Annotated in this window: 14 protein-coding genes and 1 riboswitch; of the genes, 6 read left to right on the top strand and 8 right to left on the bottom strand. The window is 69.3% G+C overall.

What is annotated here, in order from left to right:
• Positions 1 to 158 precede the first annotated feature (158 nt).
• Positions 159 to 1,106 carry a cyclase family protein gene (locus LRX76_RS14480; RefSeq protein ID WP_231806334.1) on the top strand — a complete coding sequence of 316 codons (948 nt, stop codon included), beginning with the start codon at positions 159 to 161 and terminating at the stop codon, positions 1,104 to 1,106.
• Positions 1,107 to 1,157: 51 nt separating this feature from the next.
• Here the strand turns inward: LRX76_RS14480 and aceA are convergent, their stop codons facing one another.
• Complete coding sequence (gene aceA, locus LRX76_RS14475; RefSeq protein ID WP_231806333.1) at positions 1,158 to 2,456, bottom strand: isocitrate lyase; 1,299 nt, start codon at positions 2,454 to 2,456, stop codon at positions 1,158 to 1,160.
• A gap of 244 nt (positions 2,457 to 2,700) precedes the next feature.
• Positions 2,701 to 4,341 (bottom strand): malate synthase A, encoded by a 1,641-nt coding sequence (gene aceB / locus LRX76_RS14470; protein ID WP_231806332.1) that lies wholly within the window; start codon positions 4,339 to 4,341, stop codon positions 2,701 to 2,703.
• A 106-nt stretch (positions 4,342 to 4,447) separates the two neighbouring features.
• On the opposite strand from aceB, the gene LRX76_RS14465 reads away from it, so the two are divergent.
• From LRX76_RS14465 to LRX76_RS14455, 3 genes are all read left to right on the top strand, one after another.
• Positions 4,448 to 5,416 (top strand): LysR family transcriptional regulator, encoded by a 969-nt coding sequence (locus LRX76_RS14465; protein ID WP_231806331.1) that lies wholly within the window; start codon positions 4,448 to 4,450, stop codon positions 5,414 to 5,416.
• Positions 5,417 to 5,565: 149 nt separating this feature from the next.
• Positions 5,566 to 6,294: a DUF6597 domain-containing transcriptional factor gene (locus LRX76_RS14460; protein ID WP_231806330.1), complete on the top strand. Its 729-nt coding sequence runs from the start codon at positions 5,566 to 5,568 to the stop codon at positions 6,292 to 6,294.
• Between the two features lie 89 nt (positions 6,295 to 6,383).
• Positions 6,384 to 6,734 (top strand): VOC family protein, encoded by a 351-nt coding sequence (locus tag LRX76_RS14455; RefSeq protein WP_231806329.1) that lies wholly within the window; start codon positions 6,384 to 6,386, stop codon positions 6,732 to 6,734.
• Positions 6,735 to 6,756: 22 nt separating this feature from the next.
• Here the strand turns inward: LRX76_RS14455 and lepB are convergent, their stop codons facing one another.
• The 6 genes from lepB to LRX76_RS14425 form a co-directional block, all read right to left on the bottom strand.
• Complete coding sequence (gene lepB, locus LRX76_RS14450) at positions 6,757 to 7,383, bottom strand: signal peptidase I (RefSeq protein ID WP_231806328.1); 627 nt, start codon at positions 7,381 to 7,383, stop codon at positions 6,757 to 6,759.
• Between the two features lie 169 nt (positions 7,384 to 7,552).
• On the bottom strand, positions 7,553 to 7,942 hold the full coding sequence (gene crcB / locus LRX76_RS14445; protein ID WP_231806327.1) for a fluoride efflux transporter CrcB: 390 nt from the start codon (positions 7,940 to 7,942) through the stop codon (positions 7,553 to 7,555).
• A gap of 57 nt (positions 7,943 to 7,999) precedes the next feature.
• Positions 8,000 to 8,065, bottom strand: a riboswitch (Fluoride riboswitch).
• Between the two features lie 155 nt (positions 8,066 to 8,220).
• A complete protein-coding gene (locus tag LRX76_RS14440; RefSeq protein WP_231806326.1) occupies positions 8,221 to 8,409 on the bottom strand; it encodes a tautomerase family protein in 189 nt (62 codons plus the stop codon).
• An 82-nt stretch (positions 8,410 to 8,491) separates the two neighbouring features.
• Positions 8,492 to 9,631 (bottom strand): mandelate racemase/muconate lactonizing enzyme family protein, encoded by a 1,140-nt coding sequence (locus LRX76_RS14435; RefSeq protein WP_231806325.1) that lies wholly within the window; start codon positions 9,629 to 9,631, stop codon positions 8,492 to 8,494.
• A gap of 101 nt (positions 9,632 to 9,732) precedes the next feature.
• Positions 9,733 to 11,016 carry a citrate:proton symporter gene (locus LRX76_RS14430; protein WP_231806324.1) on the bottom strand — a complete coding sequence of 428 codons (1,284 nt, stop codon included), beginning with the start codon at positions 11,014 to 11,016 and terminating at the stop codon, positions 9,733 to 9,735.
• A gap of 71 nt (positions 11,017 to 11,087) precedes the next feature.
• Positions 11,088 to 11,318 carry a hypothetical protein gene (locus tag LRX76_RS14425; RefSeq protein WP_231806323.1) on the bottom strand — a complete coding sequence of 77 codons (231 nt, stop codon included), beginning with the start codon at positions 11,316 to 11,318 and terminating at the stop codon, positions 11,088 to 11,090.
• Positions 11,319 to 11,390: 72 nt separating this feature from the next.
• Here LRX76_RS14425 and LRX76_RS14420 point away from each other — a divergent pair, with 72 nt between their 5' ends.
• Positions 11,391 to 12,827, top strand: coding sequence for a porin (locus LRX76_RS14420; protein ID WP_231806322.1), 1,437 nt, complete (start codon positions 11,391 to 11,393; stop codon positions 12,825 to 12,827).
• 80 nt (positions 12,828 to 12,907) lie between these two features.
• Positions 12,908 to 13,828, top strand: coding sequence for a LysR family transcriptional regulator (locus LRX76_RS14415; protein ID WP_231806321.1), 921 nt, complete (start codon positions 12,908 to 12,910; stop codon positions 13,826 to 13,828).
• Positions 13,829 to 13,858 lie beyond the last annotated feature (30 nt).

Genomic DNA, 13,858 nt, shown 5'->3' with positions numbered 1-13,858 from the left:
TTGATCCGCGATGCCGTCCTGCCGCCAAGCTTACGCCTGCGGCATGCAAGCAACTGTACTGCGCGCTGCCGCCGGGCCTCGCGACCTGCGCGGGGCATCGTTGCCGGCCGCGATGCATCCGCTACGATGGGGCTCCCGCACCCGTCCGCAGGTATCGCATGCCGCTGACTGCCCGCCGTTGCCTCGCCCTGTGCCTGTCCCTGCTCCTGGCCGCCCCGCTGGCGGCAGCCGCGCCGGCGCCCGCGCCGGGCCTGTGGTCGCTCTACTACCAGCACCTGCGGCAGGCCAGGTACATCGACCTGACCCATGCGTTCTCGCCGACGCAGCCGGTGTGGCCCGGCTTCGCCCCGGCCAGGTTCAAGCCGGCGGTGGCCGGCAACGACCTCGGCGACTACGCCAGGCCCGGCGACGAGTTCGACTACGACAAGCACGGCTTCGTCGCCACCGCCTACGAGCTGAGCACCGACCAGTACGGCACCCAGCTCGATCCGCCGGCGCACTGGAACCCGAAGGGCGCCACCATCAGCGACCTGCCGCCGACCTACGCGGTGCGGCCGCTGGTGGTGATCGACGTCCACGCCAAGGTCGCCCGCGATCCCGGCTACCACGCCAGCGTCGCCGACATCCAGGCCTGGGAGGAGCGCCACGGCCCGATCCCCGAAGGCGCGGTGGTGATGATCCGCTCGGACTGGTCCAAGCGCTGGAACGAGACCGAGCGCTTCGCGCGCAAGCCGTTCCCCGGCATCACCCTGGACGCGCTCAAGTACCTGCACCTGCAGCGCCGCATCCTGTTCCACGGCCACGAGCCGCTGGACACCGACGCCACCGACACCCTCGAAGGCGAGCACTGGCTGCTGCACCACAACTACGCCCAGGCCGAGGGCGTGGCCAACCTGGACCAGGTCCCGGAGGCCGGCGCGCTGATCGCCATCGGCTACGCCAAGCCCGAGGGCGGCACCGGCGGCTTCGCCCGCTACGTCGCCATCGCCCCGCCGGACTGGCCGCACGGGACCAGCATCGACCAGGCGCCCGGCGCGCCGCTGCCCGAGCAGCCCTATCCGCTCAGGCGCGGCGCCGACGGCGTGATGCGCCCGACGCCGCCGTAACCGGCGCGGACGGGCCCGCGAATTCCGGACCCGCCGCCACCAAGGTGACCGTTAGGCCGCCTTGTCGCCGTGGAACTGCTCTTCCTCGGTGGAGCCGGTCAGCGCCGTGGTCGAGGACTGGCCCTGCTGGATCGCCTGGGTCACCGCGTCGAAGTAGCCGGTGCCGACCTCGCGCTGGTGCTTGACCGCGGTGAAGCCCTGCGGCGCGGCGGCGAACTCGGCTTCCTGCAGTTCGACGAACGCCTTCATCTGCTCGCGCGCATAGCCGTGCGCCAGGTGGAACATCGAGTAGTTCAGCGCGTGGAAGCCGGCCAGGGTGATGAACTGGAACTTGTAGCCGTAGCCGGCGATCTCCTTCTGGAACCTGGCGATCGTCGCGTCGTCCAGGTTCTTCTTCCAGTTGAAGCTCGGCGAGCAGTTGTAGGCCAGCAGCTTGCCCGGGTACTTGGCGTGGATGGCCTCGGCGAACCTGCGCGCGAACTCCAGGTCCGGCTTGCCGGTCTCGCACCACACCAGGTCGGCGTAGGGCGCGTAGGCCAGGCCGCGGCTGATCGCCTGGTCCAGGCCGTTGCGGGTCTTGTAGAAGCCCTCGACGGTGCGCTCGCCGGTGGTGTGCGGCTGGTCGTTGGGGTCGATGTCGCTGGTCAGCAGGTCGGCGGCCTCGGCGTCGGTGCGCGCGACCAGGATCGTCGGCACGCCCAGCACGTCGGCGGCCAGGCGCGCGGCGTTGAGCTTCTCGATCGCCTCGCGGGTGGGCACCAGCACCTTGCCGCCCATGTGCCCGCACTTCTTCACCGCCGCCAGCTGGTCCTCGAAGTGCACGCCGGCCGCTCCGGCCTCGATCATCGCCTTCATCAGCTCGAAGGCGTTGAGCACGCCGCCGAAGCCGGCCTCGGCGTCGGCCACGATCGGCTGCAGGAAGTCGATGCTGTCGTCGCCCTCGGCGTGCTGCAGCTGGTCGGCGCGCAGCAGGGTGTTGTTGATGCGCTTGACCACCGCCGGCACCGAGTCGGCCGGGTACAGCGACTGGTCCGGGTACATCTGCCCGGCCAGGTTGGCGTCGGCGGCGACCTGCCAGCCGGACAGGTAGATGGCGTTGAGGCCGGCCTTGACCTGCTGCATGGCCTGGTTGCCGGTCAGTGCCCCGAGGGCATTCACGAAGTCCTTCTCGTGCAGGTACTTCCACAGCTTCTCGGCGCCCAGCCGGGCGATCGAGTGCTCGACGTGGACGGTGCCGCGCAGGCGCACGACATCCTCGGCGGTGTAGTTGCGGGTGACGCCGTTCCAGCGCGGGTTGCTGTCCCAGTCCTTCTGGATCTCGGCGGCGGTCGGCAGGGGCTTGGTGCTCATGGTCTGTCTCCGGGTTGCATGGGTCGGAAGTGGCTGGGGGTAAAGCCCCTCCCCTTGCGAAGCAGGGGAGGTTGGGGGGAGGTCTGGCTCCGGTCGCGGCAGCGCCCAAAAGCAACCCCTCCCCAACCCTCCCCTGCGCGCTACGCGCGCAAGGGAGGGGGCAAGCTCCTCCCCTTGCGCAGCAGGGGGAGGCTGGGAGGGGGTCGGCTCCGGTCGCAGCAGAGCCGGAAGTCCCCTCCCCGGGTCAATCGATCAACTGGTACGCCGGCAGCGTCAGGAACTCGGCCAGTTCGTCGTCGCGGCTGAGCCGGTCGAGCAGGACGATGGCCTCCTCGATCCGCGTCGCACCCGGCAGCGCGGCGCGATTGCCCAGCCGCGCCGGCAGGTTGCGCAGGGTGGACTCCAGCAGCCGGGCATCGATGGCGGTGCCGTCGTCCAGGTGCTGGCCGCCCACGTGCAGCCACTGCCAGATCTGGCTGCGGCTGATCTCGGCGGTGGCCGCGTCCTCCATCAGGTGGTGGATCGGCACGCAGCCGTTGCCGTCCAGCCACGCCGCCAGGTAGCGCACGCAGACCTCGACGTTGCCCTCGAAGCCGGCGCGGCTGATCGTGCCCGGCGGCGGCGTCAGCAGGTCCGCCGCCTCCACCTGCACGTCGTTGCGCAGCACGTCGTGCTGGTTCGGCGTGGGCATGTGCTCGTCGAAGATCGCCATCGCGATCGGGATCAGCGCCGGGTGCGCCACCCAGGTGCCGTCGTGGCCGGCGCTGACCTCGCGCAGCTTGTCGGCGCGCACCCGCGCCATCGCCTGCTCGTTGGCGGCCTCGTCGCCGCCGATCGGGATCTGCGCGGCCATGCCGCCCATGGCGTGGGCGCCGCGGCGGTGGCAGGTCCTGATCAGCAGTTCCGAATAGGCCTTCAGGAACGGCTGGGTCATCGTCACCTGGCCGCGCTCGGGCAGCACCTTGTCGGCGTGGCGGCGGAAGGTCTTGATGTAGGAGAAGATGTAGTCCCAGCGCCCGCAGTTCAGCCCGGCGATGCGATCGCGCAGCGCGTGCAGGATCTCGTCCATCTCGAACACCGCCGGCAGCGTCTCGATCAGCACCGTCACCTTGATCTGCCCGTGCGGCAGGCCCAGCATCGCCTCGACGTGCGACAGCGCGTTCTCCCACAGCGCCGCCTCCTCCATCGACTGCAGCTTGGGCAGGTACAGGTACGGGCCGCGGTCCTTGCACATCAGCGCGCGGGCGTTGTGGAAGGCGAACAGCGCCGCATCGAACAGCCCGGCGGCGATCGGCTGGCCGTCGACCAGCACGTGCTTCTCGTCCAGGTGCCAGCCGCGCGGGCGCACGATCAGCACCGCCTGCTGCTCGAACGGCTTGAGCGCGTAGTGCTTGCCCGGCTTGTCGCCGGCCGCGGGGGCGTCGTAGCTCAGGTCGCCGCGCACCGCGCCGATCAGCGCGCGCTGGCCGGCCAGCAGGTTCTTCCAGGTCGGCGAGGTCGAGTCCTCGAAGTCGGCCATGAACACCCTGGCGCCGGAGTTGAGCGCGTTGATGACCATCTTGGGGTCGGTCGGGCCGGTGATCTCCACGCGGCGGTCCTGCAGCGCCGCCGGCAGCGGTGCCACGGTCCAGTCGCCTTCGCGGATGGAACGGGTATCGTCGCGGAAACCGGGCACGGCGCCGGCGTCGAATTGCGCCTGGCGCTGGCGGCGGGCCTCCAGCCGCAGTTGGCGCTCGGGCTCGATCGCCCGGTGCAGCGAGGTCAGCAGCGCCAGCGCCGGCGGCGGCAGCAGTTCGGACTGGCCGGCCAGCTGGGAGGTCAGGGTGATGCCCGGGGTCGGGCGTTCGACCGGCTCGTGGCGGGTGGCTAAGGCAGTGGCGGACATGGCGGGCTCCTGGGACTTCCGGGCCTCCACCCTCCCTTCAATCTAAGTATTTGACAAAGCAGATTTGTCAATGCATTAAATAAGTTGAGCTTATATTCGTCACGAGATGCCTACGAACAAGCCCGCGAACCCCCGTTTTCCCTACAAGTCCGACCGGCTCAAGCCGCTGCGCGCGTTCTGCCAGACGGTGCGGATGGGATCGGTCTCACGGGCGGCCGAGGCGCTGTTCGTGTCCCAGCCGGCGGTGACGCTGCAGCTCCAGGCCCTGGAACGCGAACTGGGGGTGAGCCTGTTCGAGCGCAGCGGCCGGCGCTTGGCGCCCAGCCGCGAGGGCGAGCTGCTGTACGAGATGGCGCAGCCGCTGGTGGAGAGCCTGGACGGGCTGGAGGCCGCGTTCCGCGACAAGGTGCGCGGTCTGGACGCCGGCGAGCTGAACATCGCCGCCAACAACTCCACCATCCTCTACCTGCTGCCGCCGATCGTGGCGCTGTTCCGCAGCCGCCACCCGGACGTGCGCCTGACCCTGCACAACGCGATCAGCGCCGACGGCACCGACCTGGTGCGCTCGGACGAGGCCGACCTGGCGGTGGGCTCGATGCTGGACGTGCCGGCCGACCTGACCTACGCCACCATCCACCGCTCAGAGCAGCTGCTGATCACCCCGCCGCAGCATCCGCTGGCGACCCAGCCGGACCTGGGCCTGCAGGACCTCTCGCCCTACCCGCTGATCCTGCCGCCGCGCCGGCAGATCACCTACCGGCTGGTGGACCTGGTGTTCCAGCAGAACCGGGTGCCGTACACGGTGGCGCTGGAGGTGGGCGGCTGGGAAGTGATCAAGCAGTACGTGGCGATGGACATGGGCATCTCGATCGTGCCGGAGATCTGCGTCAGCGCAATCGACCGCGAGCGCCTGGCCACGCGCTCGCTGAAGGACTGGTTCCCGCTGCGCAGCTACGGCGTGACCGTGCGCAAGGGCAAGTACCTGTCGCCGCAGGCGCGCGCCTTCATCGAGCTGATCCAGCCGCAGCTGTTCGCCCCGCGCGAGTACGACGACAGCGGGCACTCGGAGCGCTAGCCGCATGCGGAAACGTCCGGGGCGAGGCGTTCGCCGTGCGTGGCCGGACCCGTGACGGCCGGCGGCAGGGAGCGGGAGGTGGAATCCGCACTTCCCGCCTTTTCCGCATGATCTTATGAAATACAAGGATTCATAAGAAGGATTCATCTATGTCCAACGTGCCCTCCACACGTTATGGCGAGTTCCCTGCCGACCCGGCGCTGCGCGACCGGATCCGCTGCCTGTGGCGATTCCGGCAGGACGCGAACGCGTGCGCGCCGACCCGGGTGCTGCCGGACGGCTGCATCGACCTGATCTGGGACGGACGGCGGCTGTTCGTGGCCGGCCCGGACCGCACCGCCGCCATGGCGAGCCTGGCGCCGGGCGCGCACCTGACCGGCGTGCGGCTGGCCCCCGGCGCCGGTGCCGCGGTGCTGGGCGTGCCGCTGCACCTGCTGACCGACCTGCGGGTGCCGCTGGAAGACCTATGGGGCCATCGCGCGCGCCGCCTGCAAGCCCGGTTGGAGGACGGCGCCGACCCGGCGGCGCTGCTGCAGGCCGGGATCGCGGCGCTGCAGGTCGCCCCCGACAGGTCCATGGCCTGGCTGTTCGCGCGCCTGGCCGGGGCCGACGCGCCGCGCGTGCCGGCGCTGGCGCGGGAACTGGGAGTGAGCGAGCGCACGCTGCGACGGCGCTGCCAGGACGCGTTCGGCTACGGCGGCAAGACCCTGGATCGCATCCTGCGGCTGCAGCGCTTCCTGCGCCTGGCGCGCGAACACCCCACGCTGACCGCTGCCGCGCTGGAGGCGGGCTATGCCGACGCCGCGCACCTGGCGCGCGATACCCGCCTGCTCACCGCCCTGGCGCCGCAGCAACTGGTCGACCTGCACGGCGCATAGCGCGGGCGCGGACGCTGGCCGTTTTTTCCAAGCCAGCGGGGCTGAGGGCGGCAATACTGCCCACCTCCCCTGCCCAAGACGAGCCACGCATGCCCCGTCCCGACGCCCATCACCGCATCGACTACCTGGAGTTCGCCGTCGCCTCCATCGCCGCGTCCAGGTCCTTCTTCGGCCAGGCCTTCGACTGGACCTTCCAGGACTACGGCCCGGACTACTGCGAGTTCCGCGACGGCCGCCTGACCGGCGGCTTCTTCCACGGACCGGTGCAACCGGGCGGGCCGCTGGTGGTGCTGTACTCGAACGACCTGGCCGCCACGCAGGCTCGCATCGAGACCGCAGGCGGCCGTATCACCCAGCCGGTGTACGACTTCCCCGGCGGCCGCCGCTTCCATTTCGCCGATCCCGACGGCTACGCCTGGGCGGTGTGGTCGGAAACCTGAGCATCGCTGCCGCAGGCACCGCTCAGAGCCATATCCAGCCCAGTCCTTCGCCGCGCCGGTAGTACACCGCCAGCGCCTTGCCGTACACGCGGTCGGCATCGACCAGGCCGAAGAAGCGGCCGTCTAGGCTGTCGCCGCGATGGTCGCCGAGCACCAGCAGCTTGCCCGGGGGAATGGTCAGGCCGGCGATGTCGGGGCCGCCGCCGGCGCCCAGGTCCAGCTTCGCCTGGTGCAGGCCGAAATCCTCCAGCCCGGCCAGCGCGTCCGTCTGCAGCGCGACGCCGTTGATCCGCAGCAGGCCGGCGCGCAACTGCACGCGATCGCCGGCGACCGCGACCGCGCGCTTGACCAGGCGGGTGCCGTCGCGCGGCGAATCGAACACCACCACGTCGCCGCGCTGCGGCTGTCCGCGCTCGACCAGGCGGACACTGGTGAAGGGCAGGCGCAGGCCGTAGGCGCTCATGTCCACCGCCACGCGGTCGCCGGGCATCAGCGTGTTCTGCATCGAGCCGGTGGGCACGACGTAGTGGTTGGCGAAGGAGGAACGCGCCGCGGTCAGCAGCAGCAGCATCGCCAGCAGCGGTACGACTTCCCTGCGCAGCCATTGCCAGGTCCGCGCCATGCGCGGCCGCACGTCCTCGCTCCTCATGTTCCTGCCCGCCCCTCGGCTTTCTGGATGCGGCTAAGACAGCCAAGCGCCCGGCTTGGTTCCCGCGGCATCGCCGCTTCGTCCGCGAAGCCGCGGCGGACGCTGCCGGCGGCCGTGCCGATGCAGCCGTTGCCCGCGGACCCGATCGCGGCCGGCGCCGGCCCGGGGATCAGGCAGCCCCCCCGCGCAGGCCATGGACGGTGAGCAGGCCCAGCCCGGTCATCGCCAGCGAGCCGAGCACGTGCAGCGCGACCAGGGCCAGCGCCCAGCCGTACTGCGGCCGCTGCAGCAGCATCACCACCTCGGACGAGAAGCCGGAGAAGGTGGTCAGCCCGCCGAGCAGGCCGGTGACCAGGAACAGCCGCCACTCCGGCGGCAGCGCCGGATGCGCGCCGAACACCGCCATCGCCAGGCCGATCGCGTAGCCGCCGACCAGGTTGGCGGCCAGGGTGCCGAACGGGATGGACGCGTGCAGCGGGTTGAGCCACAGCGACAGGCCCCAGCGCGCCCAGGCACCGAGCACCGCGCCGATGGCGATGGAAACGAGGGAATTGAACATCACCGGAACTCCTTTGTCGGGGGCCGGCAAGCACGTGCCTACCGTCCCATGGATGGGGAAACGGTAGGCATCATCAGCCGGCGCACCGGCGGTTCGAGGAGGAATGCCATCTCCTGGCGGCAAGCATAGCAGCGACCGCGCAGGTGCGCGTCACCTCGCGGATGCCGCCTCGGCGCAGGCGGCCGGAGGGCGCCTTCCCGCCCGCACCGGGGCGAAGGCTTCCCGACGAGAAGACGCGCCGCGCGCGCTGCAGCGACGACCCGGTAGCGGAATCCGGCTCAGCCCAGCTCGCCGAACGGCACCCCGCCCTTGGACTTGGAGTCCCCGGCACATTCCACGATCTGCACGATGACGCGCTGGGGATCCACGTCCCAGGCATCCACGAACGCCTGGGTGATCCCCTGCATCAGCTTCTTCTTCTGTTCGGCGGAGTGTCCTTCGACGGCATATACGATGGCTTGGGGCATGGCGTTGGCTCCTGTGCGTGCAGGTCGGGGAAGGCGGTCCACGGACGGCAGCCGCCCGGATGCGTAAGTCCGCTCGCAGCGGTCACTTGACCTCGTATTCCTCGATCAGCCCATCCTTGGGCTCCAGTCCCAGGCCGGGTTGCTGCGACACGTCGAGGAAGCCGCCGGCGACCGGCTGCGGCACCTGCTTGAAGATCGCGTTGTAGGCCATCCACTTGTGGAAGTGGTATTCGACCATGCCGCCGTTGGCTACGCCGGCATGCAACGCGATGTTGTGCGGCCCGTTGCCGTTGCCGTGGCCCAGCGGGATGTTGAACGCCCGCGCCAGGGTGGCGGTGCGCAGGCCGGCGCTGTAGCCGCCGTCGTTGTTGACGTTGGGCTGGATGATGTCCACCGCGCCGGCCACCAGCAGGTCGCGGGCGGAGAACTTCTCGTTCTCGGCCGCGGCGATGGCGATGTTGGTCTGCGTGCGCAGGTAGGCCAGGTTGGCCGGCTCGTTGTAGTGGATGGGTTCTTCGAGGATGCTGATGTCCAGCTCCTCGCACAGCTTGCACAGGCGCAGCGCCTGGTCGATGGACATGCGCAGGTTGCCGTCCATGGACAGCTTGACGTCCGGCCCCACGGCCTCGCGCATCGCCTTCATGCGGCGGTAGTCGTCGTCCGGATCGGGGACGGCCTGCCGTCCCACCGTGTTCTTCAGGTGGGTGATGCCCAGGCTGGCGATGTGCGCGGCCTCGGCCGCCAGTTCCTCGGCCGAGTACACCGGGGCCCCGTCGTAGGCGGCGCCGTGGGTCACGTACACCGGGACGCGGTCGCGCGCGCCGCCGAGCAGGTGGTGCACCGGCCGCCCGACGGTCTTGCCCTTGATGTCCCACAGCGCGATGTCGATCATCGCCAGCGCCGAGACCAGCGCGCGCCCGAGCGGGCGCTCGTAGGTATGGCGGTCGAACAGCATCGGGATGCGCTCGGTGCGGAACGGATCCTCGCCGAGGATGCGCGGGGTGATGTGCTTGTTGATCAGGTCGACCACGATCGGGTGCGTGTAGCCGCTGGTGGACCAGCCCACAACGCCGTCGTCGGTCTCGATCTGCAGCAGCAGCGCACCTTCCTTGTCGGGCACGTCGCGGAACGGCGGCGGCTGTATCGGGATGTTCTTGAGCTGGCGCGCGGTGACCCGGGCGATCTTCTGCCGGCCCTCGAGTACCTGGGTTTCATACAACATCGTCTGGTTCAACATCTGCCTGCACCTCATTCGAAACGTTGGGGGGAGAACCGGACGCCGCCGTGCCGGACATGCGCGGCGGCGTCCTTCACTGCACTGCTTCAGACCACTCCGATCGCCACCGACAGCAACAGCAGCACGATGCTGAAGATCCACAGCGGGAGGAACGAGTAGCGGATGTGCTGGCCGAAGGTGTTGCCGGTCAGGCCTACCGCCAGCCATACCGCCGGCGCGAACGGGCTGAGCATCTTGCCCAGGTTGTTGCCGATGACCATCGCCTTGGCCACCGACTCCGGCGAGACGCCGTACTGCCGCGCGATCTCCACCGTGACCGGCAGCACGCCGAAGAAATAGGAGTCGCTGCTGGTCAGCATGTCCAGCGGAGTGCCGAGGATTCCGGAGACGATGTGGATGTGCGAGACCAGGAACTGCGGCAGGAAACCGGCAAGCGCCTTGGCCAGCGCGTCGATCATCCCGGTGCCCTGCATGATGCCCAGGAAGGCCGCCGCGGCGCAGACGATGGCGACCAGGCTCAACGCTTCCGGCGCCTGCCGCTTGATGCATTCCATCTGCTCCTTCGGCCTGGGGAAATTGACCACGATGGTCACGCAGAAGGCGAGGATGAACACGTAGGAGATCGGCAGGAAGTTGACGACCAGCGCCGCCACCGTCGCCAGGGTGATCACCAGGTTGGCCCAGAACAACCGCGGCAGTTCGCCCTGCTCATGCGAGGCCTCGTGCTCGTGCTCCTGAAGCACCGGACCGCGCGCCGCGATCAGGCGCTTTTCCCGATAGCCGTAGACGACCGCCAGCCCGAGCAGCATCACCAGGCCCAGTGCCTGCGCCGGCAGGATCGCGTGCCACAGCGCATTGGGATCGGTCTTGATGACCAGCGCGGCGCGGCCGACCGGGCCTCCCCACGGCGTCAGGTTCATCACGCCCACCGCGCCGGCGAACATCATCAGCAGCAACAGCGGGTTCATGCCCAGGCGCCTGTAGATGGGCAGGAACGCCGGGATGGTGATCAACGCGGTCACCGCGCCGGAACCGTCCAGGTGGATGATGCAGGCGACGACGGCCGATGCCACCGTCACCTTCACCACGCTGCCTTTGGTGACCCTGATCGCGTAGCGCACCAGCGGGTCGAACAGCCCCGCCTCCTGCATCGCGCCGAAGAACAGGATCGAGAACATGAACATCACCAGCACATCGACCACGTCGCCGATACCCTTTGTGAAGTAGCCCGATATCTCCTCGAAGCTGAAACCCACGGCCAGCGCGCCGAGCAGCGGAATGACCGCCAATGCAACGACCGGCGAGATGCGCTCGGTCACCATCAAGGTGACGATGAGCGCGATGATCAACAGACCTGCCAATGTGAGCATGCGTTGCTTCCTCCCTACCTCGACTGGATCGTAGGGACCGGCAACCGCACGCCACAATCAAGAATCCTTTTTCAATGGCCAAGAATTTTTTCTTGCGCCGCGTTTCTCCTTCCGCAGCGGACACTTGAAAAGACATTTTCCTCGTCCTGCAACTTTAGGCTAATGCCGCCCCGCGTCCGCCTCCTGTACATCGTCAGCGGCGCGACGGAATGCAGGCGATCGACGCTGCGGGAGGCACGGCGCAGCCGCTGCGATGCGGAGCAGTGGGTGCTGCCCGATTTCCCCTCGATCCAGCCTTCCATGCCGTCGCGCGCATCGCCGGCACGCCCCGTGCCGCCTTAGACGCGAAGACTCGGAAAGCGGAGGCAACACACATGAAATACAAAGGCAACCTCGGTCGCCTGGCCGCGGCGTGCGCGCTGGCGCTCGGATCGGCGCAGCCGGGCGCATGGGCGCAATCCATGAGCACGGCCGGGCTGGAGACGCTGGTCGCCGAGCAGGCCCGGCGGATCGAGCAGCTCGAGCGGCGCCTGACCGAACTGGAAAGACGCGAGCCCGCGGCGGCGGCCGAGGACCTCGCGGCGGCGCCTGCGCGCCCTGCCGGCAGCGACACCGCCCTGGCCAGGCGCATCGACGACCTCGAGAAAAGGCAGGCCGGGCAGCCGGAGGTGAGTTTTTCCAAGGGCGCGCCGCAATTCACCAGCAGCGATGGCGAGTGGTCGTTCCGTCCGCGCGGCCGCATACAGCTGGACGCCTCCAGCACCAGCGGCTCGCGGTTCGACGATCGCAACCTCAGCGGCACCGAAGGCAGGAGCGTGCGCCTGGGCGTCGAAGGACGCTACGGACGCGCCGAGTACGCGGTCGAGGGCGAGTTCGCCGACGGTTCGGTGGTATGGAAATCCGCGTACATGACCGTGCCGCACACGCTGCTCGGGCAGGAGGCCGAACTGACCGTGGGCCAGCGCCTCAACGATCGCGGCATGGAAGGTTCCAGCGGCAGCCCGCAGGTCCCGTTCCAGGAACGCAACGTGGTCGCGGCGGTGACCCAGCCGGTGCGCGGCTACTTCGGCCTGGGCCTTACCGAGCGCGTGTTCGGCGACGGCTGGCACGTCAGCGCCAGCGCCACCGGCGATGGTCTGGGCAGCAGCGGCGCCGACGACGACAGTCTGGTATGGGCTGTGCGCGCGCACTGGAACCCGTACCGCTCCGGTGGCCTGGTCGCGCACCTGGGTGGATGGGGTTTCTACGAACACCTGGCGCAGGACGCCTCCGGCGTGGTCGGCAGCTTCCCGGTCGGCAGCCATTTCAACGACCAGCTGCGGATCTCCGCGGGCGACTACGGCCGCCTGGACAGGACGGTCGGCTATGGCCTGGAGGCCGGTGCCATCGCCGGACCGGCATGGGCATTCGCGGAGTGGGGGCGGCGCGAGATCGAGGGGCCCGGCACCGGCGCCGGGATCGATGCGGGAATCGATGCCTACACGGTCTCGGCCGGCTGGTTCGTCAGCGGCGGCAGCCCCGCCTATTCCACGCGCACCGGCACCTGGAGCCGGCCCGACGTCCGCGCCGCGGTCGGCAAGGGCGGCGCCGGCGCCTGGGAACTGCGCGCCCGCTACGAGAGCGTGGACTACGCGGAACTGCCCGGCGGCGGCCGTGGGCACGCCGCCACCGCGGGCGTGAACTGGTACCTGAACCCGCTGTTGCGGCTGATGTTCGACATGGTGCGCTGGCATGCCGACAATCCCGCCGGGACGTATGCTGGCGCGGACGACGGCTACACGTACAACACGCGGCTGCAGCTGGTCTTCTGATACCGCCCGCGGGAAGGCTCCCGGGCCGCCCGCGGGATCGGCACTGCACACAACGAGGTCCCGCGACCCCCGGAGCACCTGTGACCCTAGGCCGACCGCTGTCCCACCGCGTCAACCTGAAACTGCTGCAATCGTTCCTGGTCGTCGCCGAGCATTCGAGCTTCCGCGAGGCCGCCTCGCAGATGAACCGCACCCAGGCCGCGATCAGCGCCCAGATCAAGCTGCTGGAGGAGCAGCTGGGCTTCGCGCTGTTCCATCGCACCACCCGCGCGGTGCGGCTCACCGCCAACGGCGAGCTGTTGCTGGACTACGCGCGGCAGGCGGTGTCGGCACTGGAACAGGGCCTGCAACAGATCCTCGGCCGCGCCGACATGAAGCGCGGGCGCGTCACCTTCGCCTGCTCCCCGACCCTGGTGACCCACCACCTGCCGCCGGTGCTCTCGGCGTTCAAGGCCGAGTATCCCGAGGTCGTGCTGTCGTTGCTGGAACTGAAGTCCACGCAGCTGTTCGAATCGCTGCGCAACGAGGATGTCGATTTCGCGATCGGGCCGGTCACGGACAACGCCGAGTTCGATTTCGAGCCGATATGGCGCGAACGGGTCTACCTGGCCGTGCACCGCGACCTGGTGCCGAAGACCCGCAGCAGGATCCCGCTGGAAAAGCTCGCCTACCTGCCCATCGCCCAGTTCTACGGCAACACCGTCCTGGGCAGGATGCTCGAAGAGGCGGCCTATGGCCGCGGGTACAAGCTCAATGTGCGCTACCAGTGCATACAGGGACAGACACTGGTGGCACTGAGCGAAGCCGGATTGGCGGCCTCGATCATGGTCGAATCGCTGCTGCCCTCGATCACCTCGCCGCAGGTGCAGAAGCTGCTGATCACCGATCCGGCGATCGTCCAGCGCTTCGGCATCATCAAGAGGCGCGACCAACGCCTCTCCAGCCCGGCACTGCGCCTGGTCGACCTCATCCTCGGCTGCGCCACGCCGCCGCCTGCCTAGGCCGACGGCGGCGGTGGCGCGTCGGCGCCG

Origin of the sequence: Stenotrophomonas sp. MMGLT7 (assembly GCF_021168555.1) — a bacterium.
In the GTDB taxonomy this organism is placed as follows: Bacteria; Pseudomonadota; Gammaproteobacteria; order Xanthomonadales; family Xanthomonadaceae; genus MMGLT7.
This window is presented reverse-complemented; position numbering and strand designations above follow the sequence as displayed.

Excerpts from the sequence above, each read along its gene's own strand:
- aceB (WP_231806332.1), bottom strand. The coding sequence starts at position 4,341 with ATGTCCGCCACTGCCTTAGCCACCCGCCACGAGCCGGTCGAACGCCCG.
- crcB (WP_231806327.1), bottom strand. The coding sequence starts at position 7,942 with ATGTTCAATTCCCTCGTTTCCATCGCCATCGGCGCGGTGCTCGGTGCC.
- LRX76_RS14465 (WP_231806331.1), top strand. The coding sequence starts at position 4,448 with ATGCCTACGAACAAGCCCGCGAACCCCCGTTTTCCCTACAAGTCCGAC.
- LRX76_RS14455 (WP_231806329.1), top strand. The coding sequence starts at position 6,384 with ATGCCCCGTCCCGACGCCCATCACCGCATCGACTACCTGGAGTTCGCC.
- LRX76_RS14480 (WP_231806334.1), top strand. The coding sequence starts at position 159 with ATGCCGCTGACTGCCCGCCGTTGCCTCGCCCTGTGCCTGTCCCTGCTC.
- LRX76_RS14430 (WP_231806324.1), bottom strand. The coding sequence starts at position 11,016 with ATGCTCACATTGGCAGGTCTGTTGATCATCGCGCTCATCGTCACCTTG.
- LRX76_RS14425 (WP_231806323.1), bottom strand. The coding sequence starts at position 11,318 with ATGGAAGGCTGGATCGAGGGGAAATCGGGCAGCACCCACTGCTCCGCA.
- LRX76_RS14460 (WP_231806330.1), top strand. The coding sequence starts at position 5,566 with ATGTCCAACGTGCCCTCCACACGTTATGGCGAGTTCCCTGCCGACCCG.
- LRX76_RS14420 (WP_231806322.1), top strand. The coding sequence starts at position 11,391 with ATGAAATACAAAGGCAACCTCGGTCGCCTGGCCGCGGCGTGCGCGCTG.
- lepB (WP_231806328.1), bottom strand. The coding sequence starts at position 7,383 with ATGAGGAGCGAGGACGTGCGGCCGCGCATGGCGCGGACCTGGCAATGG.
- aceA (WP_231806333.1), bottom strand. The coding sequence starts at position 2,456 with ATGAGCACCAAGCCCCTGCCGACCGCCGCCGAGATCCAGAAGGACTGG.
- LRX76_RS14440 (WP_231806326.1), bottom strand. The coding sequence starts at position 8,409 with ATGCCCCAAGCCATCGTATATGCCGTCGAAGGACACTCCGCCGAACAG.
- LRX76_RS14435 (WP_231806325.1), bottom strand. The coding sequence starts at position 9,631 with ATGTTGTATGAAACCCAGGTACTCGAGGGCCGGCAGAAGATCGCCCGG.